Annotated in this window: 16 protein-coding genes; 3 read left to right on the top strand and 13 right to left on the bottom strand. The window is 64.5% G+C overall.

The window, feature by feature from the left end:
- Positions 1 to 62: 62 nt before the first annotated feature.
- Entirely contained in the window at positions 63 to 1,481 is a 1,419-nt protein-coding gene (locus PQR54_RS21100; protein ID WP_408249013.1) for an aminotransferase-like domain-containing protein, read from the bottom strand.
- 189 nt (positions 1,482 to 1,670) lie between these two features.
- Between PQR54_RS21100 and PQR54_RS21095 the strand changes: the two genes are divergently transcribed.
- A complete protein-coding gene (locus PQR54_RS21095; RefSeq protein ID WP_408249011.1) occupies positions 1,671 to 1,976 on the top strand; it encodes a DUF2917 domain-containing protein in 306 nt (101 codons plus the stop codon).
- A 36-nt stretch (positions 1,977 to 2,012) separates the two neighbouring features.
- Here the strand turns inward: PQR54_RS21095 and PQR54_RS21090 are convergent, their stop codons facing one another.
- Entirely contained in the window at positions 2,013 to 3,254 is a 1,242-nt protein-coding gene (locus PQR54_RS21090) for a citrate/2-methylcitrate synthase (protein WP_408249009.1), read from the bottom strand.
- Positions 3,255 to 3,379: 125 nt separating this feature from the next.
- Between PQR54_RS21090 and PQR54_RS21085 the strand changes: the two genes are divergently transcribed.
- The gene (locus tag PQR54_RS21085) at positions 3,380 to 4,771 is read left to right on the top strand and encodes a CoA transferase (protein WP_408249007.1); all 1,392 of its coding nucleotides are present in this window, start codon (positions 3,380 to 3,382) and stop codon (positions 4,769 to 4,771) included.
- A gap of 82 nt (positions 4,772 to 4,853) precedes the next feature.
- Here PQR54_RS21085 and PQR54_RS21080 read toward each other — a convergent pair whose 3' ends face one another.
- A complete protein-coding gene (locus PQR54_RS21080) occupies positions 4,854 to 5,600 on the bottom strand; it encodes a GntR family transcriptional regulator (RefSeq protein WP_012434145.1) in 747 nt (248 codons plus the stop codon).
- Between the two features lie 191 nt (positions 5,601 to 5,791).
- Here PQR54_RS21080 and PQR54_RS21075 point away from each other — a divergent pair, with 191 nt between their 5' ends.
- Entirely contained in the window at positions 5,792 to 6,637 is an 846-nt protein-coding gene (locus tag PQR54_RS21075) for an aldo/keto reductase (protein ID WP_408249005.1), read from the top strand.
- A gap of 15 nt (positions 6,638 to 6,652) precedes the next feature.
- On the opposite strand, the gene PQR54_RS21070 is transcribed toward PQR54_RS21075, so the two are convergent.
- From PQR54_RS21070 to PQR54_RS21025, 10 genes are all read right to left on the bottom strand, one after another.
- Positions 6,653 to 7,153, bottom strand: a complete 501-nt coding sequence (locus PQR54_RS21070) for a hypothetical protein (protein ID WP_408249003.1) — start codon at positions 7,151 to 7,153, stop codon at positions 6,653 to 6,655.
- A 347-nt stretch (positions 7,154 to 7,500) separates the two neighbouring features.
- Entirely contained in the window at positions 7,501 to 8,382 is an 882-nt protein-coding gene (locus PQR54_RS21065) for a hypothetical protein (RefSeq protein WP_408249001.1), read from the bottom strand.
- A 440-nt stretch (positions 8,383 to 8,822) separates the two neighbouring features.
- A complete protein-coding gene (locus PQR54_RS21060; RefSeq protein WP_408248999.1) occupies positions 8,823 to 11,006 on the bottom strand; it encodes an ABC transporter ATP-binding protein in 2,184 nt (727 codons plus the stop codon).
- Positions 11,003 to 11,869 carry an ABC transporter permease gene (locus tag PQR54_RS21055; RefSeq protein WP_408248997.1) on the bottom strand — a complete coding sequence of 289 codons (867 nt, stop codon included), beginning with the start codon at positions 11,867 to 11,869 and terminating at the stop codon, positions 11,003 to 11,005. Before PQR54_RS21055 ends, PQR54_RS21060 begins: the two co-directional genes overlap by 4 nt.
- Positions 11,866 to 12,876 carry an ABC transporter permease gene (locus PQR54_RS21050; protein ID WP_408248995.1) on the bottom strand — a complete coding sequence of 337 codons (1,011 nt, stop codon included), beginning with the start codon at positions 12,874 to 12,876 and terminating at the stop codon, positions 11,866 to 11,868. Before PQR54_RS21050 ends, PQR54_RS21055 begins: the two co-directional genes overlap by 4 nt.
- Positions 12,877 to 12,920: 44 nt before the next feature.
- Positions 12,921 to 14,585: an ABC transporter substrate-binding protein gene (locus tag PQR54_RS21045; protein WP_408248993.1), complete on the bottom strand. Its 1,665-nt coding sequence runs from the start codon at positions 14,583 to 14,585 to the stop codon at positions 12,921 to 12,923.
- 316 nt (positions 14,586 to 14,901) lie between these two features.
- The gene (locus PQR54_RS21040) at positions 14,902 to 15,921 is read right to left on the bottom strand and encodes a HoxN/HupN/NixA family nickel/cobalt transporter (RefSeq protein WP_408248991.1); all 1,020 of its coding nucleotides are present in this window, start codon (positions 15,919 to 15,921) and stop codon (positions 14,902 to 14,904) included.
- Between the two features lie 18 nt (positions 15,922 to 15,939).
- Complete coding sequence (locus PQR54_RS21035) at positions 15,940 to 16,455, bottom strand: cupin domain-containing protein (protein WP_408248989.1); 516 nt, start codon at positions 16,453 to 16,455, stop codon at positions 15,940 to 15,942.
- A 186-nt stretch (positions 16,456 to 16,641) separates the two neighbouring features.
- Entirely contained in the window at positions 16,642 to 18,747 is a 2,106-nt protein-coding gene (fusA, locus tag PQR54_RS21030; RefSeq protein ID WP_408248987.1) for an elongation factor G, read from the bottom strand.
- A 326-nt stretch (positions 18,748 to 19,073) separates the two neighbouring features.
- Positions 19,074 to 19,592 carry a DUF192 domain-containing protein gene (locus PQR54_RS21025; protein ID WP_408248985.1) on the bottom strand — a complete coding sequence of 173 codons (519 nt, stop codon included), beginning with the start codon at positions 19,590 to 19,592 and terminating at the stop codon, positions 19,074 to 19,076.
- Positions 19,593 to 19,665 lie beyond the last annotated feature (73 nt).

Below are 19,665 nucleotides of genomic sequence, written 5' to 3'. Positions count from 1 at the left end.
CGCGCAGGGGCGGGCTGGGACTCGCTATTCTAGGGAAAAGCGCGGGGTGGCGCTCATTCAACTCACTCCGACGCCGGCAACGCCGCCGCCGCGCGAAAGAACGCCTGCGCACGCGGATCGTTACCGAAAGCGATGTGAATCCTGGTCCACGGGCTCACTTCCATATTCGGCCGGAAGTGATTGCCCGGCACGACGGTCACCCCCAGCGGCACGCCGCATTCCACCAGCCGCTCCGCATTGCCGACATGCGGCACGCGAGCCCACACGAATTTGCCGCCCACGGGCTTGTCGAAAATTTCCCAACCCGCGTCTTCGAGCGTCTGAATGGTCGAGCCGAGCGCATCGCGCATACGCCGACGCAGGCGCTCCAGATACTTGCGATACGCGCCACGCTCCAGCATCGCCACGGCGACCGCTTCGGCAAAACGCGAGCCGCCGATGCTCGTCAGCATCTTGATGTCGACCAGATCCTTGATGATCGCGTGGCTCGCCACTACGCAGCCAATCCGCAGCGAGGACGACAGCGTCTTCGACAGTCCGCCCACATAGATCACGTGTTCGAGCTGGTCGAGCGTGGCGAGCCGATCGGTGAGGTCGGTCTGAAAATCGGCGTAGATATCGTCTTCGATGATCGAGAAACCGTGCTCGCGCGCCAGTTGCAGCAGCCGGAAAGCCACCGGCGGCGCCACATTGGTGCCCGTCGGATTGTGGAACACGGTGTTGATGAACAGCAGCTTGGGCCGATGCGACTTCAACTGCTCCTGCATCACGTCCAGATCGGGACCGTTGCGTGTGCGCGGAATGCCGACCAGTTTCACGCCGTGCAGCTTCAGCAGACCGTGGAGGTTGTAGTAACCGGGGTCTTCGACAAAGATCGTGTCGCCTGCCTTGAGCATGTAGCGCATCAGCAGATCGAGCGCCTGGCTTGCGCCGTTGGTGATGAGGATCTGCGACGTGTCAGCCTGAATCCCCAACTGGCCGATGCGGCTTTGCAGATGCTCGCGCAACGTCAGGTTGCCGAGCGGGGTGGCGTAATCGACCATGCTCGCGAGATCGGTGCGCGACACGTGGCGGATTGCCTGCGCGATGCTGTCCGCGTCGCGCCAGGCTTCGGGGATAAAGCCGCTGCCGAGCTTGAGCGTTTCGCCCGGATGGTTGAACTGCTGCAAAAGATGGTCCGACTCGTCCTCGGCGCGGCGCGGATCCGAGGAGCCTTGGCACTGCGTGCTCGCCGGCTGTCGGTCGGCGACATAGAAACCGGAACCGTGGCGCGAGTCGACGTAGCCGAGCGACACCAGCCGGTCATACGCCTCGATCACCGGAAAGCGGCTCACGCCGTAGTCGGCGGAAAACTGGCGAATCGACGGCAGCTTCGAGCCGGGGTGGGCGATGCGCGAACGGATCCACGCCGTGACGCCGGTGACGATCTGTTCGGTCAGCGGCACGCCGTTGTCCCGATCGAGCTGGATTTCGAGTTTCAAGAGAATCCTCCTTCACCGAACCGCAGGCTGGATGCGCCCGAACTCTGCGCTAAGAACGCGCTGCCCGCGCCAACTGTCCGGTTTTTCGACTGAACAGTTCCGATGGAAGTGTTCGGAACTGTGCATGGGTAACCGATCATCGCACGTCAATAATCGGTACAACAGAAAAGTTCTTTGAAGGAGAGAGCGATGCGTGAAGTCCGGATTTTCGAATTGGAACATGACGAGCCCGCGACGGCCTGGCGTGTCGCGCGTCCGTCGATCTTCAAGGTCATCTCGGGCGAGATCTGGCTGACTATCGAGGGCGACAGCGAGGATCACTGGCTCGCAACCGGCCAGTCGATCGAACTGCCGCGCCGGGCGGTGGCATGGATCAGCGCGGGTCAGTCCGGCGCGCGCTTCGCGTTGGCAAGTGGTTCGGAGCGCTCGGCAACCAGGCCGACACGAGGCTCGCCGGTCTTGAACTGGCTGCCGCGTTGGCTCAGCGTAGCCTGACGATTCGCCAGTTCATCAAGCCGGGTCCGCGGCGTCTCAGTCCGGCCCGGCAGCCTCGTATTCACCGATGTAACGCGCGCGCGGACGGATCAAGCGTCCGTCGCGCGTCTGTTCCATGGCGTGCGCAATCCAGCCGACCACCCGGCCGACCGCGAACAGCGTGAAGGCGGCGCCCGCCGGCAACGCCAGCACACGCTCGATGGCGGCAAGCGCGAAGTCCACAGTCGGCTCCGCGCCGGTCGTATCGCGCACCGTGCGCGCCAATCCCAGTACCTCAGCCAAAGGCGAACGCGCCGGCGCGCAGTCAGCGAGCATGGCTAACAACAGTCGCGCCCGCGGGTCGCCGTCCGGATAAAGCGGATGACCGAAGCCCGACAGCACCGGCCCGTGCGCGCCGTGTTCGGCGTGGGCGAGACGGTTAGCCAGATAGCGATCGAGATCGGGCGCGCGCGAGGCTTCGTCGAGCAGCGCGGCGATACGCACCGTTTCGCCACCATGACGCGGGCCCGACAAGGCGGCGAGACCACCCGCCACGGCGCCGAACAGGTGCGTCCCCGTCGATGTGATGCAGCGCACCGTGAAGGTCGACGCATTCAACTCATGATCCGCGCAAGCCACCAGCGCCGCGCGCAGCAAGCCAGCCTGCTGGCGGTTACGCACATGCCACGCTAAAGCCAGTTGCCGATGCAGCGGCTCGTTCGACGGCGCCGCCGAGATCATCGCGGCGGCTAGCAGGCGCATGACGGCACAGGCGGTATCGAGTTGCGCATCGCGGCCGAGCGCCCACACTCGCGGCATTTGCGCCGCTGCGGCCGGCAGCAGCACGAGCGCGCGATCGAGCGGCGTGCTGTCGCCCCACAGCTTGAGCCACGCGGCCCATTGAGCGGTGGCGAACGGCACGGCCGGTGCATCCGCGATGCGCCGTGTGCTGCATTCCCACAGCAGCGCCGCGATGTCCTCGAGCGACGCGCTTTGCGCCAGTTCCATCGCATCGTGCCCGCGATACAGCAGGCGCCCATCGGCCACCAGCGTGATGGACGATTCGAGCACCGGCACGCCCCAGTCCAGCACCTTTTGCGCGACCTTGCCCGCGCGCTTGCCGTCTTCCTTGCGGCGCGCGAGGCGCCGCACTTCGCCGGCGTCGTAGAGACGATGCTTGCCTTGCGCATCCGGCGACGAGCTCAGCATGCCGCGGCTTACATAAGCATAGAGCGTGGGCAAGCTGATGCCGAGCGTGGCGGCGGCTTCAGCAGCGGTCAGGGAGTTAGAGGTCGGCATGGGTCGGCATGGAAAAGTGCGGAAACCGAAGAAATCAATATATATTGATTATCATAATCAAGATTGATTGCTACGAGGCGGAATTCTAGACTCGGTTCACTTCTTCCTGCTTCGCTATGGACGACATGACACCTGAACTCGCTCTCAAACATATCTGGACGCTCGCCGGATGCGACCCGACCGCGCTGCATTCCGTGACGCTGACCGGCGCCGATCCGGGCTTGCCGTCGGTCTACCGGGTCGGCAGCCTGGCCTCGGCGAGCATCGCCGCGACGGGTCTTGCTGCGGCCGAATATCAGCGTTTGCGCACGGGGCACAGGCAGCACGTGACGGTGGAGATGCGGCGCGCGCTGGCGTCGTTTCGCAGCGAACGCTATTTGCGTGTCGACGACGGGCCGCCGCCCGCCTTGCGCGATCCGGTAACGGGTTTCTACGAGACGCGCGACGGCCGCTGGATTCAACTGCATACGAACTTCGCGCATCACCTGCGGGGCGTATTGCAGGTGCTCGGTTGCGAGAACGATCCTGCTGCCGTGGCCACCGCGATTCGCAACTGGGACGGCGCGACGCTCGACCAGACCCTCGCTGACGCCGGCCTCTGCGCGGCGTTGATTCGCACGCCCGACGAGTGGGCCGCGCTCGATCAGGCGAAAGCGATCGCGGGCTTGCCGCTCTTCGAGATCGAGCGCATCGGCGACGCGTCGGCCGAGCCGCCGCGTGAGTCCGACGCGGCTCGGCCGCTGGCGGGCGTGCGGGTGCTGGATCTGTCGCGCATCATTGCCGGGCCGGTGGCCGGGCGGGCGCTCGCGCAGCACGGCGCGGACGTGTTGATGATCAACGGACCGCATCTGCCGAACATCGCGCCGCTGGTGATCGACAACGGCCGTGGCAAGCGTTCGGCTCTCGCCGATCTGCGCGACGCGGCCGGGCGTGAGGTGTTGCGCGGCCTCGCCGCCGATGCCGATGTATTTCTGCAGGCATATCGCCCGGGAGCGCTGGCCGCGCGCGGTTTCGGTCCGGAGGAGCTGGCGCGTGTGCGGCCAGGGATCGTCTATGTCTCGGTGTCGGCTTATGGGCATGATGGGCCGTGGGCGCAACGGCGTGGGTTCGATAGCCTGGTGCAGTCGGCGAGCGGGATTGCCTTCACTGAGCGGCAGGCGGCAGGGTGGAACGAGCCCAAGCATTTGCCGTGTCAGGCGCTGGATCACGCGACGGGGTATCTCGCGGCATTCGGCGCGATGGTCGCATTGGCGCGGCGGGCTACCGAAGGTGGAAGCTGGCATGTACGCGTCTCGCTCGCGCAAACGGGCCGGTGGCTGCAATCGTTAGGGCAGATCGCCGATGGCTGGCAAGCGCCCGACGTCACGCTCGACGATGTGCGCGACTGCCTCGCGACCGTGGAGTCGGAGTTTGGACGGGTGCTAGGCGTTCAACCGGCTGAGGCTTTGGACGAGACGCCTGCGTACTTCGCGCTGCCGCCGACCCGAATAGGCGCCCATGAGGCTCAGTGGGCGTGAGGACTTCAGGTCAGCTGGCCTGCGGCGCGGCGTGTGCCGACACACAACCAACGCACGCTCCGCGCACAGTGCAAAAGGCCAGCTACTTCCTCAACTCCGCCACGAAGTCGTAGTAATCGTTACGGCAGTAGGTATCGGTCAACTCGATCGCGCGCTGATCGGCGGTGTAGCCCACACGCGTGATCAACAGCAACGCCTCGTTCGGCGCGATGCTCATTTGCTGCGCGATTTCCTCGCTCGCGTTCACCGCACGAAAATGCTGCAACGCGCGGACAATCGTCAGTCCACGATTCTCCAGATACGTGTACAGCGAATCGCCAATCGCCTGAGGATCGGGAATCACCGCGGCGGGGAAGGTGGAATTTTCAACGGCCATCACGATGCCGTCGGCCATCCGCAAGCGACGCAACCGTGTCACTGCCGCCGCCGGCGACAAGCCGAGCTGAATCACCTCGTCGCGATTAGCGGGCAAAATTTCGCGCGAGAGCCACTTCGAACTCGGCGTGAACCCGCGCCGCCGCAGCATTTCGCTAAAGCTCGACAGACGCGACAGCGGATCTTCGTAGCGTGGTGTGATGAAACTGCCCGCGCCCTGAGTGCGTCGAATCAAACCCTGCTCGACCAGCAAGGCAATCGCCTTGCGCGATGTGATGCGCGATACGCCGAGCGCCTCGGAGAGCACACGCTCCGAGGGCAGCGCCTCGCCCGCGTTCCAGCGGTTCTCGTGAATGGCGGCGCCAAGCTTGCGAGCCAGTTGCAGATATAGCGGCGTGTCGTTTTCCGGGTCCGGGCGCAGGTCGCGCCAGCGGTCTTCCGAGGCAGAGGTCATGGAGCTCACGCAAGAAGGGCAAGCGGCAATTCTATGACATCGGCGCGCTGTGTTATAGCGGGCTTTTGCCTGGTGTCCGATCGAATTCCCGTTGAACCGCTAAACTCGTCGCTATGATTTTTCGTGGCACGCGCCGCGCATTCGCTTGCGCAGCGATATTGCCGACCACTGAGCCACTTCGAGGAGTCAGCATGACGAGCGACATCGCAAGCGTGAGCCTGCCCGACGGCGAGCGCATTCCGAAACTGGGGCAGGGCACCTGGGAGATGGGTGAAATGCCGACGCGGCGTGCCGCTGAGATCGACGCGCTGCGCTGCGGTATCGAGCTCGGCATGACGTTGATCGATACGGCGGAAATGTACGGCGACGGCGCGACCGAATCGCTGCTCGGTGAAGCGCTGGCCGGACTGCGCGACAAGGTGTTTCTGGTCAGCAAGGTGTATCCGCACAACGCCAGTCGGCGCGGCGTGATCGCGGCCTGCGAGCAGAGCCTGAAGCGTCTGAAGACCGATCAGCTCGATCTGTATCTGCTGCACTGGCGCGGCTCGGTGCCGCTCGCGGAAACGGTCGAGGGTTTCGAGGCGTTGCGCCGGGCGGGCAAGATCCGCCATTGGGGCGTCAGCAACTTCGACACCGAGGACATGGAAGAACTCGTCGCCACACCGGGCGGCGATGCCTGCGCGACCAATCAGATTCTCTACAACGTGGCGCGCCGCGGGCCGGAGTTCGATCTGCTGCCGTGGCTCGCCGCGCGCAAGATGCCGGCCATGGCGTACAGCCCGGTCGACCACGCACGCTTGCCCAAGCGCTCGCCGCTCGACGATATCGCCGACGCGCGCGGCGTCTCGGTGTTTCAGGTCGCGCTTGCGTGGGTGCTGCGCCAGCCTGACGTGTTCGCGATTCCGAAGGCGGCGCGCGTCGAGCACGTGCGCGACAACCATCGCGCGTCGCAACTGCAACTCGGCGCCGATGAACTGGCCGCCATCGACGCTCACTTCAAACCGCCGCGCGGCAAGCGGCCGCTCGAAATGCTGTAAGTGCAGCGCGGCTCGTCAATTGCAGCTGTGGTGCATGTGAACGGAGCCGAGCACCGCGACTTCCGCGGGAGTGTGTTTGAGCGAATCTTCGTTGACCTGGGCGGCGTCCGCAACGAATTCGTCGACGATCGACGACACCTGCACATTACGCAGGCACAACGACACGCGCTGCGTTTCATTGGCGGGCAACGCGCTGCGCTGACCGAGGAACAGCACGCCGTACTGATAGCCATGAATGATGCCGCGAATCGCGCCGACGCATTGACCTTGCGCGACATTGTCGGTTTTCTGCTTGCAGGTTTGCGCGAGCGAATAGGCGGAGAAGGTGGGATCGACCGGCGGGGCGGCTTGCGACAGTGTCGGTGAGAGCGGCTGTGCCGTTTGTGTTTGCGCGAGTGTTTGCGCCGATGTTTGCGCGGACGTTTGCGCATGAGCGAGCGATGCGAGGCTGAGCGCGGCGGCGATTGCAAGGCCGGTGGCCGCACGTGCCGCGGAGTGGGGGACGTTTCGTTGCATGTTGTGGTGCCCTCATATCGAACGTTGAATCTGATATGAGGCGATCGCTTCGGTTTGGTTCCAGGCGCGCACGCACGGGCGGCTGATTGTTCGAGTTCTTGCCGCCTACGGGCACGTTGGCGTGCGCGGTTCGAGTGTGCGGTCCTGACGCGCGGTCCAGCTTCGCGCCACCGCGGGTTATCGGCCCGCTTATATGCATCGCTCGAACCGACCGGCCTCGGGCGGTGACGCTCGACCGGGGGATCGAGACATCACCGCCGATGCCGGCGGATAGCGAACGGTAAATCGGCATGTGAGGCTGGCGCGGTCAGGGCGCGGGGGCACCCCAACCGAAGACCGGGCGATTGCTAGTGCCCGTTCCCTCCACCATTGCCACCACCGTTACCGCCGCCACCCTTGCCTCCGTGACCGCCGCCGAAGCCTCCGCCAAAGCCGCCGCCGAAACCGCCACCGAAGCCGCCGCCAAAACCTCCACCTTTACCACCGCCGAAACCACCGCCAAAGCCACCACCTTTACCGCCACCGGCGCCGGCGCCGCCGCTGGAGCCTCCGCAACCGCAGCCGCCGCTCCCGCCGCCGCCGCTGCTTCCGCTGCCACTGCTGCCACCGCCGCTGCTTCCGCCGCCGCTGCTGCCACCGCCGCTGCTTCCGCCGCCGCTGCTGCCACCGCCGCTGCTGCCACCGCCGCTGCTGCCACCGCCGCTGCTGCCACCGCCGCTGCTTCCGCCGCCGCTGCTGCCACCACCACTGCTGCCACTGCTCCCGCCACCACCCCCCTTGCCGCTTCCGCTTGCACCGGAGTTGCCGCTCCCCGAACCCGCCGCGCCACCTGCGCCACCTGCGCCGCTATTCGAACCGGCGCCACTGTTGCCCGAACTCGCTGCACCGTTACTCCCGCTACCGCCGCCGTGAGGCGCGCATCCGCTAACGTTGGCGCGGTTGCAGTCGTGCGGTTGAAAGACCAGCGCGGCGTCGTCGGCGGCGGTCGGTTCGCCGGCTGCCGCGCCGGTCGCCAAACCGCCCGGCACCGCGCTGTCGCTCTGTGCAAGCTGCGCTGTTTCATGCACTGCGCTGGCGGGCAGCGACGCGTCCGCGAGCACGATCCACTTGGGGATCACATCCGGCGAGGCCGGATACGCGACCTGAGTAGCCAGCGCAACAACACCCGCTACGATCGCGGCACTTCGAATCACCCCGCAGTAGTACTGATTGAATCTTATGGTCTTCATCACGTCTCTCCCGAGGGAACGACGACACCTCGCTGCCGCCATCTCTCACGCTGAGTCTGCAGCGGTGGGCCTGTCTGCACGCGGGCCTCGTCGCCCCCCGAAATTGTCTTGCCGATGTCGATCAATCACGCATCGTTATCTTCCCGGCTGCTTAGCCGGTGCATGGACAAGCGCTGACGCACGCTTGCCCGGTTATCGTTTTGCCGTGCATCGCCATGCATCGCGTTGCGTCGCGGTGGCGCGCACAAAGGCGCTCTTGCTGATGCGATGAGCCTCTCTGGCTTCGACCGTCTGGTCAGTACTTAGCGATATCCATGCCACTGGCCGGGAAGCCTTGACGTAACAGGCGCGAGGTAGCGATGTGCGATGCGCACACTGAAAAAACACAGGAAAACGTTTCGGCGATGAAACGCGCGGGCTCGATGCCGCGCTATGCCGCGTTACTCGTCACGCCCGGCGTTCTCGGGCGCGTTCGCCGATCCGTCGCCAGGCACCTTGCCCGCGACGTTTCCCGCATCGCCGCGCGAAGCGGTTTGCAGCGCGCGCAATTCGTCCACGGGGATGTGGCAGCGGATTCGATGCACGGACGGCGTCGCCGCCTTGCCTTCGCCGGCATCGACGAACGGCGGGTCCTGCTGCTCGCAGATCGCCCCGATCTTGCGCGGGCAGCGCGTGTGAAACACGCAGCCGGACGGCGGCGATGCCGCGCTCGGCAAATCGCCGGACAGGCGGATGCGGGTCGCGCCGCCTTGACCGTCGAGTGTCGGCACCGAAGACAGCAATGCTTCCGTATAAGGATGATGCGGTCCTTCGAACACGGCCGCTGCCGGTCCGATTTCCAGCAGCCTGCCCAGATACAGCACCGCGATACGATCCGACAGATAGCGCACAACGTGAAGATCGTGCGAGATGAAAACGTAACTCACGCCGCGCTCGCGTTGAAGATCAGCGAGCAGGTTCAGGATCGCGGCTTGCACGGAGACGTCGAGGGCGGATGTCGGTTCATCGCAGACCACCACGCGCGGCTCGCCGGCAAACGCGCGGGCAATCGCCACACGCTGTTTGAGCCCGCCGGACAATTGCCGCGTGCGTGAGCCGAGATAGCGCTCCGGCAAGCGCACGGCGGCCGTCAACGTGGCAAGCCGTTCGTCGATGGCCGGCCCGCGCAATGCGGTGAGTCGCGACAACGCGCGGCCGATCAGCCGTTTCACCGAATGCGCGCGATTGAGCGCGGAGTCCGGATTCTGAAAAACGATCTGCAGCGACTTGACCTGCTCGGTGTTGCGCCGCGTGACGCGCGCGGCAAGCGGCGCGCCGTCGAGTTCGAGCACGCTGCCCGCATCCGGCGTGAGCAGGCCGAGCATCAGCTTGGCGAGCGTCGTCTTGCCGCTGCCCGATTCGCCGACGAGGCCGAGCGTTTCGCCGCTAGCCAGATCGATCGAGACGTTGTCGACCGCACGCAGCGGAGCGCCGGACACATGAAAGGTCTTCGAGAGTTTTTCCGCACGCAGCACGATCGCTGGAGGCTTGCCGTCGAGCGACGCACCATTGCGCTCGGGCAAACCTTCCGCGCTCGCACGCGGCAATTCGATCGCGCGTTCGTGGTAATGGCAGCGTGACATCTGATCGCCGTGCGCAGCGCTCACGCGATACGGCGGCGGCGCTTCGCGGCGGCAGCGGTCGTCGGCGAGGCGGCAGCGGTCCGCGTAGATGCAGCCCTGCGTGACCGAACCGGGCGAGGGCAGACTGCCCGCGATCGTATCGAGCCGTTCGCTGTCCTTGCTGCGCCCAACCGTGGGCAAACAGCGCAACAGCCCGACCGTATACGGATGGCGCGGCCGCGTGAAGACATCTTGCGTCGCGCCTTCTTCGACCAGTTTGCCCGCGTAAAGCACGCCGACGCGTTCGCACATCCGCCCGATCACCGCGAGGTTGTGACTGATGAAGAGCACCGCCGTGCCGAGCTCCTTGCGCAACTGCGCGACGAGGTCGAGCACTTCCGCTTCGACGGTCGCATCGAGCCCGGTGGTCGGTTCGTCGAGAATCAACAGGGCAGGGTTCGAGGCGAGCGCCATGGCGATCACCACGCGCTGTTGCATACCGCCCGACAGTTGATGCGGATAACTCTCCATCACCCGCTCGGGCGCGGCGATGCGTACGCGCTGCAGCATCTCGTGCGTGCGTCGCAAGGCTTCGTCGCGCGCGACACCGGCGGCTTCGAATGCTTCGGAGACTTGCCGCGCGATCGTCAGCGACGGATTCAGCGCGCGCCCCGGATCCTGATAGACCATCGAAATCGCATTGGCGCGCATGTTGCGCAACGCGTCGGCGTTGAGCTTCTGCACGTCCTCGCCGGCAATGATGATCTTGCCGGCCTTCACCTTGCCGTTGCGCGGCAGATAGCGCAGCGCCGCCATCGCGACCGTCGATTTGCCGCAGCCGGACTCGCCGACCAGACCGTACGCCTCGCCGCGCCGTACGCGAAACGAAATATCTTGCAGCACTTCGCGGTCGCGTCCGCGCATCCGGTACGTGACCGTGAGGCCGACGACGGTCAGCGCGTCCGTGCGATCGCTCTTCGAGACGTCGAAGGCGGGGAACGAGGAGGGCGGCGGGCCGTTCATCGGTCGAGCAAGCCTTGCACGCTGTCGGCGATCAGATTCACGCCGACCACCAGGCTGGCAATCGCGCCGGCCGCGAACACCACGGTCCACCATGCGCCGCCCGCCATCAGCGTGTACGACTCGGATAGCGCGAGGCCCCAATCGGCCGACGGCGGCTGAATGCCGAAGCCGAGAAACGACAGCGTGGCGACCGCGAAGATTGCGTAGCCGAGCCGCACCGTCGCCTCGACGATGATCGGCGGGAGCACGTTCGGCAGAATCTCGGCGAACATGATGTAGGGTGCGCGTTCGCCGCGCAGCTGCGCCGCGGCGACGTAGTCGAGATGCCGTTCGGCGAAGACGGCGGCGCGCACGGTGCGCGCGGTGATCGGCGTGAAGGTGATGCCGATCACGAGAATGACGGTGAGGTTCGACGCACCGACCGCGGCGAGCGCGAGCAGCGCGACGATCACGAGCGGCAGCGCGAGCACGGCGTCGATCGCGCGTCCGACCACGTTGTCCACCCAGCCTTCAAAGTAGCCGACGATCAAGCCCAGCGTGGTACCCGCTATCGTGCCGAGCAAGGTCGCAAGTGGCGCGATGGTGAGAATGTCGCGCGCACCGACGATCACGCGCGAAAACACGTCGCGCCCGAGTTGATCGGTGCCGAACCAATGCGTGCTGTCGGGCGGCGTTAGCGAATTGAGCGGATCGGAGGCGTACGGATCGATGCGCACGATCCATTGCCCGGCAATCGCGCAGACGATCCACCATATGACGATCACCACGCCCACCACGAAGGTGGGCGAGCGCAACAGCAGGCGCAACTGGTCGAAGCGCGGCTCGGCGGCAACACGTGGTGTCGGCGGAACGATCGTGCTCATTCGGCGCTCCTTACCCGCAGCCGCGGATTGAGCAGCACATGCAGCGCATCGGCGACGAGATTGGCGACGGTGTAGACCACGCCGATGGTCAGCACGCCTGCTTCGAGCATCGGAAAGTCCTTGGCCTTGGCCGCGTTGTAGATCAGCGAGCCGATGCCTTGATAGTGGAACAGCGTCTCGACCACCACGAGGCCGCCGATCATATAGCCGAGTTGCGTGGCGGCGACCGTGATGGTGGGCAGCAGCGCATTGCGCAACACATGCCGCCAGATCACGATATGACGCGGCAAGCCTTTGAGAATCGCGGTGCGCGTGTAGTCGGCATCGAGCGCCTCGACGGTCCCCGCACGCGCCATTCGAGCGATATAGCCAAAGAACACAAGCACAAGCGGCAGCACCGGCAGCACCAGATGACGCAATTGTTCGAGCGCGCCCGCTTCGGGCGGATACGACGCTTCAATCGGCAGCCAGCGCAACCACACGCCGAACACCAGGATCAACACGATCGAAGAAACGAATTCCGGCACCACCGTCGCCGACAATCCAGCAATGCTGATCGTGCGATCGAGCCAGCGCCCCGCGTGCATGGCCGACCACACGCCGCCCGCAATGCCGAGCGGCACGACGACAATGAACGCCAGCAAGCCGAGCTTGGCGGAATGCGCGAGCGCCTCAGCGATAAACGGCCGCACCGGTTCGCGATACGCGTAAGACAGCCCCATATCGCCGCGCACGAAATGCGAAATCCAGTCGACGTATTGCGTCATCAGCGGCCGGTCCGCGCCGAGTTGATGATTGAGCGCGGCGACCGCGCGCGCATCGGCGAGTGGGCCGAGCACCGCGCGGCCGATGTCGCCGGGCAAAAGTTGCCCGCCCGCGAACACGATCACCGACAACAGCCACAGCGTGATCAGCGACAACCCAACACGCGTCGCCAGAAAACGCACGACGCGGCCCGCGTTGCCGCTCGGCGCAGAGGAAGCGGAAGGGGTCACCGTGGCCGACATCGTGCTCTCCTGTCGCAAACGCGCCGACGCTCAGGCATTCAACATCACGCGCTCAACACCGCGCGGTCGAAATAGAGTTGCGCGAGTGCGGTGAAGCGCACGCCGTTCACACCCTTCCTCATGGCGATCAGTTGATCGTAGAAGAACGGAATGATGATGGGCGTTTCATCGAGCAATAGCGTCTGGATCTGCCCGGAGATTTTCTTTTGCGAGCCGAGATCGATGGCGGCGACGAACTGCGCGACAAGTTGATCGTATTGCGGATTCTTGAAGTGCGCGGCGTTCCACGTGCCGGTGCTGGTGAGCGGCGCATTCAGGAACACGTTCGGCACGCCGCGATGACCGTAGTCGGTAATGCCGAGCGGCGAGTCGAGCCAATCCGATTTGCCCGGCGTGCCCGCGCCGTAATACAGCGACTGGCTCTCGACCTTCAGATTGATACGCACGCCGATCGCCTTCGCCGCGTTTTGCACGACCACCGCGAGATCGGGAATTTCCATGTATTTTTCGGTGGTCAGCGTCACGTCGAAGCCGTTCGGCACGCCCGCTTGCGCGAGCAGTTGCTTCGCTTTCGCGACGTCGAGCTTGCGTTGCGGGACGCCCGCATCCGAGGACGGAAACACCGGCGCGAACGGACTGTCGTTGCCGAGTTGCGCACGGCCTTTGAAAAGGCCACGCACCAGCACATCGCGATCCAGCGACAACGCCAGCGCTTGCCGCACGCGCTTGTCCTTGAACAACGGATTGTCGTTGCGCATATGAATCTGCCGATGCGCGCTCGACTTCACGCCCACGGCCTTGTAATCCGCATTGTTCAGAATACCGGCGCCGCCCTGCACGGTGAAGGTGCCCATCACGTCCGCCTGATGGCCTTGCAGTGCGAGTAACTGCGCCTGCTCGTCGGTGTAGAAGGAGAACTGTACGCGTCGCGGTAACGCTTTGTCGCCCCAGTAGTCCGGATTGCGCACGAACGATGCGCCCACCTTAGCCTGATACTTTTCGAGCTTGAACGGACCCGTGCCGATGAAGCTCTTTTCATAACCGCCCGCATAGTTCGCGGGCAGGATCACGGCGTTGTAATTGTCCGAGGAAACGTAATAGGGGAAGTTGCCGTTCGGCGCATCCAGATGAAACGCGACCGTGTGGTCGTCGACCACTTTCGCGCCGCCTTTCGACAGCACGCCCTTGAGCACGGACAGCGCGGCCGAGCCGCTTGCCGGATCGGCGAGGCGGTCGAACGTGGCGACCACGTCTTTGGCGCTGAACGGCTGGCCGTCGTGGAACTTGACGTTCGGACGTAGCTTGAAGGTCCACACGTCGCCCTTGTCGTTCGGTTTCCACGACAAGGCGAGCGCCGGTTTCAGCACGAGCTTTTCGCCGTCGTCGTCGATCAGGAATTCGCCGGTCTGATTCAGCAGCGCAAGACTGGCGGCGTCAGTCACCGTGAGTGGATCGACCGCGCCCGCGGGCGTTAGATGAGCCACGCGGATCGTCTGATTCGACGCGCCTGCAGTGCCTTGCGCACGGGCTTGCGGCGCATTCAGCACGCCGCCGCCGACCAGCGACAAACCGATCACGCTCGCATAGCGCAGCAGATCGCGGCGCGTGATGCGGCCGGCGAGGAATTCGTCGATGGCGTGGTTGCCGTAGGCGTCGGCGGTGAGGCGGGCTGCGTCGAGTGCGAGAAATCGGTCCGCGGGAGTCTTCATCGATGGAGTGTCCAGTCCGTTCTGTTGCCGGTTCTGAAGGGCCGCGCCGGATGCGCGCGACAGGCGACGGTATTGCAATGACGAAAGCGTCGAGGCGAAGCGGGTTCAGTGTAAGCGATTGCTCATGGATTCGGAGCGCTTGCGCCGCCGCCGGGTTCACGTTTGGCGGATAAAAGGGCGGCTGTGTATCGTCACCACAACGTTCGACGCGATCGTGGCGCGAGGCATGTCCGCGACGCCTGCCGCTGCGGCAGCGCAACGGCCAATGCCGCGAATGGAAACCTTACCGACCGCGACGCGCGGCAGGGTGTTGGATTTACCGCGCGACCGCGTCCGGGCGCCGCCAGCGGTGGAACAGCACCGAGCCGATCCAGCACGCCATAAACACCGCGACGATGCCATAGCCCAAGGCGCCGAAGCGCTCGTTCACGCTGGCCACCGCGTTCCATACGCCGCCGTTCAAGCCGAGCTTGTCCGACAGCAGACCGAGCGCCTCGACGCCGCCGATTACGATCGCCACCACCGCCGACACGAACGTGATGCTCGCGTTGTAGTAGAGCTTGCGTTTCGGGTCGTCCATGGCCCAGCCGTAGGCGTGGACCATCAGCACGTTGTCGGTCGAATCCACCAGTGTCATGCCGGCGGTGAAGAGCGCGGGGAACACGAGAATCGCGTAGAGCGGCAGACCTTTGCCGGCTTCGGACGCGGCAATCGCCAGCAGACCGATCTCGGTCGCGGTGTCGAAGCCGAGTCCGAACAGCACGCCGACGGGGTACATGTGCCAGCTTTTCGTCACGAGCCTGAAGAGCGGTCGCAGCGCGCGCGAAAGCAGACCGGCCGGCGCAATCGAGTCCGGCGGTTGAACGGGTAGTTCGCCACCGCGTTGGACGTGTCGATAGCGGCGCCACACGTCGCGAAGAATCACGAGGTTGACGGCGGCCAGCACCAGCAGAAAGCTCGCGGAGACCAGCGTGCCGATCGTCCCGCCGACAGCCTTGAACGTCTCGAAACGGCCGTGCAGCGAATGCGCGGTCCACGCGATGCCGATCGTCGCGAGAATCACGATCGTCGAATGCCCCAGCGAAAACGACAGCCCGACGCCCAGCGGACGCTTGCCGGTTTGCATGAGCTTGCGCGTGACGGCGTCGATCGCCGCGATGTGATCGGCGTCGACCGCATGACGCAGGCCGAAGCCATACGCGAGCAGCGCGGTGCCGAGCAGCAGCGGGTAGTGGCGAAACGCGATCAGCGCCCACGCCCACGCGCCGAGATTGGCGGCGATCAGCACGGCGTACAGCGTGAAGAGGCGTGGGCGCAGGGAAGCGGTCGGCGTCATGAGTCGCGTGAGTGAAAGTTAGTGATCGTGCGGATGCTTGTGAATCGGATCGACCCAGAACACTGTTTCGGGCTGTTCCACCGCGTCGATGTTCAGATTGACCACCACCGCTTCGTTGTCGCTGCGCACCAGCACGCATTCGAGCGGGTCGTCGGTGCTCGCGTTGATTTCCTGATGCGGCACGTACGGCGGCACGAAGATGAAATCGCCGGGGCCGGCTTCGGCGGTGAACTCGAGATGCTCACCCCAGCGCATGCGCGCCTGGCCGCGCACCACGTAGATCACGCTTTCGAGCGCGCCATGATGATGCGCGCCGGTCTTCGCATTCGGATGGATCGTCACGGTGCCGGCCCAGATCTTCTGCGCGCCGACGCGCGCGGCGTTGATCGCGGCCGCGCGATTCATGCCCGGCGTCTGCGCGGTGTTGGTATCGAGCTGATCGCCTTTGATGACCTTCACACCGTGCTCGCGCCAATCGACCGGTCCGGCCGGCGGCACGTCCTTGTAATGCGGGTGTTCGTGATCCTGGCTCATGATGTGTCTCCTCGAGGGCGAGAGTCCCGGCGTTCGGCTCGGCGCCGTCTGGCATTTTTGCACGTTCAAAAACGTGCGTGTGAAGAAGCCCTGTGTGCGGTGCAGCGGACGAAAAAAAGCCCGTCCACAGGGGACGGGCTTCTTGCCGCTGGCGTGTGCTGCCTTCAGCTTGATGGTGGATCGCGCTTACTTGTGCTTCGCGTTGATCACGGCTTCAGCGACGTTGTTCGGCGTTTCCGCATAATGCTTGAACTCCATCGTGTAGGTCGCGCGGCCCTGCGTCGCGGAACGCAGCGACGTGGAGTAGCCGAACATTTCCGCGAGCGGCACTTCGGCGCGCACCAGCTTGCCGCCGCCGCCGGCGATGTCTTCCATGCCTTGCACCATGCCGCGACGGCTGGACAGGTCGCCCATCACGTTGCCCATGAAGTCTTCCGGCGTTTCCACCTCGACGGCCATCATCGGTTCGAGCAGCACGGGCTTGGCTTTGCGCATCGCTTCCTTGAAGGCCATCGAGCCGGCCATGCGGAACGCGTTTTCGTTCGAGTCGACGTCGTGGTACGAACCGAAGGTCAGCGTCACCTTCACGTCGACCACCGGGTAGCCCGCCAGCACGCCGGCCTTCAGCGTTTCGACGATGCCCTTGTCGACTGCCGGAATGTATTCGCGCGGAATCACGCCGCCCTTGATCGCGTCGACGAATTCGTAACCCTTGCCTTGCGGCGCCGGCTCCAGTGTGATCACCGCGTGGCCGTACTGACCGCGGCCGCCCGACTGCTTGACGAACTTGCCTTCGACGTCTTCGACCTTGTTGCGCACCGTCTCGCGATACGCGACCTGCGGCTTGCCGACGGTCGCCTCGACGCCGAACTCGCGCTTCATGCGATCGACCAGAATTTCCAGATGCAACTCGCCCATGCCCGAGATGATCGTCTGGCCGGATTCTTCATCCGTCTGCACGCGGAACGACGGATCTTCCTGGGCAAGACGATTCAGCGCGATGCCCATCTTTTCCTGGTCGACCTTGGTCTTCGGCTCGACAGCCTGCGAGATCACCGGCTCCGGGAAGATCATGCGTTCGAGAATGATCACGTTGTTCGGATCGCACAACGTGTCGCCCGTGGTCGCTTCTTTCAGGCCGACGGCCGCGGCGATGTCGCCCGCGTAGACTTCCTTGATTTCCTTGCGCTCGTTGGCGTGCATCTGCAAGATCCGGCCAAGGCGTTCCTTCTTTTCCTTGACGGCGTTGTAGACCGTGTCGCCCGAATTCACCACGCCGGAATAGACGCGGAAGAAGATCAACTGGCCGACGAACGGGTCGGTCATGATCTTGAAGGCAAGCGCCGAGAACGGATCGGTGTCGCTCGGATGGCGCTCGATTTCCTTGTCGTATTCGTCGTGACCGGTAATGGCGGGCACGTCGACCGGCGAGGGCAGATAGTCGATCACCGCGTCGAGCATGGCTTGCACGCCCTTGTTCTTGAACGCGCTGCCGCACAGCATCGGCACGATTTCGTTGGCGATGCAGCGCGTGCGAATGCCGTACTTGATTTCCTCTTCGGTCAGGGTTTCGCCGCCGAGGTATTTGTCGAGCAGTTCCTCGTTCGCCTCTGCTGCGGCCTCGACCATCTTGTCGTGCCATTCCTTCGCGGTCGCCGCGAGTTCCGGCGGAATATCACGGTATTCGAACTTGATGCCCTGGTTCTCTTCGTCCCAGTAGATCGCCTTCATCTTGACCAGATCGACCACGCCCTGAAAGTGATCTTCGGCGCCGACCGGAATCTGGATCGGCACGGCGTTGCCCTTCAGGCGATCGCCGATTTGCCGCTGCACGCGGAAGAAATCCGCGCCAACGCGGTCCATCTTGTTGACGAACGCAATGCGCGGCACCTTGTACTTGTTCGCCTGACGCCACACGGTTTCCGACTGCGGCTGCACGCCGCCGACCGAGTCGTACACCATGCACGCGCCGTCGAGCACGCGCATGGAACGCTCCACTTCGATCGTGAAGTCGACGTGTCCCGGGGTGTCGATGATGTTGATCCGGTGTTCCGGATAGTTGCCGGCCATGCCCTTCCAGAAAGCGGTGGTAGCCGCCGACGTGATGGTGATGCCGCGCTCCTGCTCCTGTTCCATCCAGTCCATCGTTGCCGCACCGTCGTGAACCTCGCCGATCTTGTGGGTCACGCCGGTGTAGAACAGGATGCGTTCAGTGGTGGTGGTTTTGCCGGCATCGATGTGAGCGCTGATGCCGATATTCCGGTAGCGCTCGATGGGAGTCTTGCGGGGCACGTGAACCTCCTTGGAATGGCGCGCCTGAAACGCTTGCCGGGCCGCAGTCTGTGCTGCCCGGGGAGCCTGGGTGCTGCTTTACTAAGATTACTAGGATAGCGCGTCGGCCCGTCTTTTGCAGGAATCTTGCCAGCCGGACGCGAAGGCGCGCTGGTAAGGCTTCGGCTGCCGGCGCCGTGCGCTTCGTTGCGCCATGAGGCGAGCTTGTATCGCCGGCGGTCAGATGCCGCGGCGCGGAAAATGAAAAAAGCCGGCGCCTCGAAACGAGGCACCGGCTCCTGGAAAGCGGTGGGACGATGCGGCAGCGCCCGCGCGCGGCTAGCGACTTATTGCGCGGCCGGCAAACCCTGAATCTTCATCCCCGGTTTAATGCCTTTCGACGTGAACCAGCCCTTGCTCATCTCCAACGCATACACGCCGTTGTTCTTCGGGCAGTGATTGTTGGTGGTCTCGGCCTGCATCTCGTCGATGTCGGTGACCGTGCCGTCGGCGCGCATGAACGCGATCGACAGCGGGATCAGCGTGTTCTTCATCCAGAAGCAATGCACTGCGTTTTCGCCGAAGACGAACAACATGCCTTCGTTCGGCGCGAGGCTCGTGCGATACATGAGGCCTTGCTCGCGGTCCGCATCGTTCGCGGCGACGGCGGCGTCGATCACGAACATGCCCGCGGTCAGCTTCGCGCGGGGAAATTCGCTGGGCTGTTTTGCGCCGGCCGGCATCTGCTGCGCATGCGCAGGCGCGGCGGTGGTAGCGACCAATGTGATCGATGCGCAAAGCGCAGCGAGCGGCAGTGCAACGGCAACAGCGAAACGCGCAATCAACGAGCGCATGGAAAATCGCACGGCATGACTCCTTGCTGGAAATTAACCCGCGAATGTTACGCGAGCGCGTCAAAAACAAAAAGGCAGATCGCCT

The organism is Paraburkholderia phytofirmans (assembly GCF_046028095.1).
Classification (GTDB): Bacteria; Pseudomonadota; Gammaproteobacteria; order Burkholderiales; family Burkholderiaceae; genus Paraburkholderia; species Paraburkholderia phytofirmans_A.
The sequence above is the reverse complement of the archived record's forward strand: the minus strand, read 5'-3'. Positions and strand labels throughout refer to the sequence as shown.

Bases quoted from the DNA above. Each gene is read 5' to 3' on its own strand.
- PQR54_RS21045 (WP_408248993.1), bottom strand. From the start codon at position 14,585: ATGAAGACTCCCGCGGACCGATTTCTCGCACTCGACGCAGCCCGCCTC.
- PQR54_RS21040 (WP_408248991.1), bottom strand. From the start codon at position 15,921: ATGACGCCGACCGCTTCCCTGCGCCCACGCCTCTTCACGCTGTACGCC.
- PQR54_RS21065 (WP_408249001.1), bottom strand. From the start codon at position 8,382: ATGAAGACCATAAGATTCAATCAGTACTACTGCGGGGTGATTCGAAGT.
- PQR54_RS21085 (WP_408249007.1), top strand. From the start codon at position 3,380: ATGACACCTGAACTCGCTCTCAAACATATCTGGACGCTCGCCGGATGC.
- PQR54_RS21080 (WP_012434145.1), bottom strand. From the start codon at position 5,600: ATGACCTCTGCCTCGGAAGACCGCTGGCGCGACCTGCGCCCGGACCCG.
- PQR54_RS21095 (WP_408249011.1), top strand. From the start codon at position 1,671: ATGCGTGAAGTCCGGATTTTCGAATTGGAACATGACGAGCCCGCGACG.
- PQR54_RS21035 (WP_408248989.1), bottom strand. From the start codon at position 16,455: ATGAGCCAGGATCACGAACACCCGCATTACAAGGACGTGCCGCCGGCC.
- PQR54_RS21090 (WP_408249009.1), bottom strand. From the start codon at position 3,254: ATGCCGACCTCTAACTCCCTGACCGCTGCTGAAGCCGCCGCCACGCTC.
- PQR54_RS21060 (WP_408248999.1), bottom strand. From the start codon at position 11,006: ATGAACGGCCCGCCGCCCTCCTCGTTCCCCGCCTTCGACGTCTCGAAG.
- PQR54_RS21055 (WP_408248997.1), bottom strand. From the start codon at position 11,869: ATGAGCACGATCGTTCCGCCGACACCACGTGTTGCCGCCGAGCCGCGC.
- PQR54_RS21050 (WP_408248995.1), bottom strand. From the start codon at position 12,876: ATGTCGGCCACGGTGACCCCTTCCGCTTCCTCTGCGCCGAGCGGCAAC.
- PQR54_RS21070 (WP_408249003.1), bottom strand. From the start codon at position 7,153: ATGCAACGAAACGTCCCCCACTCCGCGGCACGTGCGGCCACCGGCCTT.
- PQR54_RS21075 (WP_408249005.1), top strand. From the start codon at position 5,792: ATGACGAGCGACATCGCAAGCGTGAGCCTGCCCGACGGCGAGCGCATT.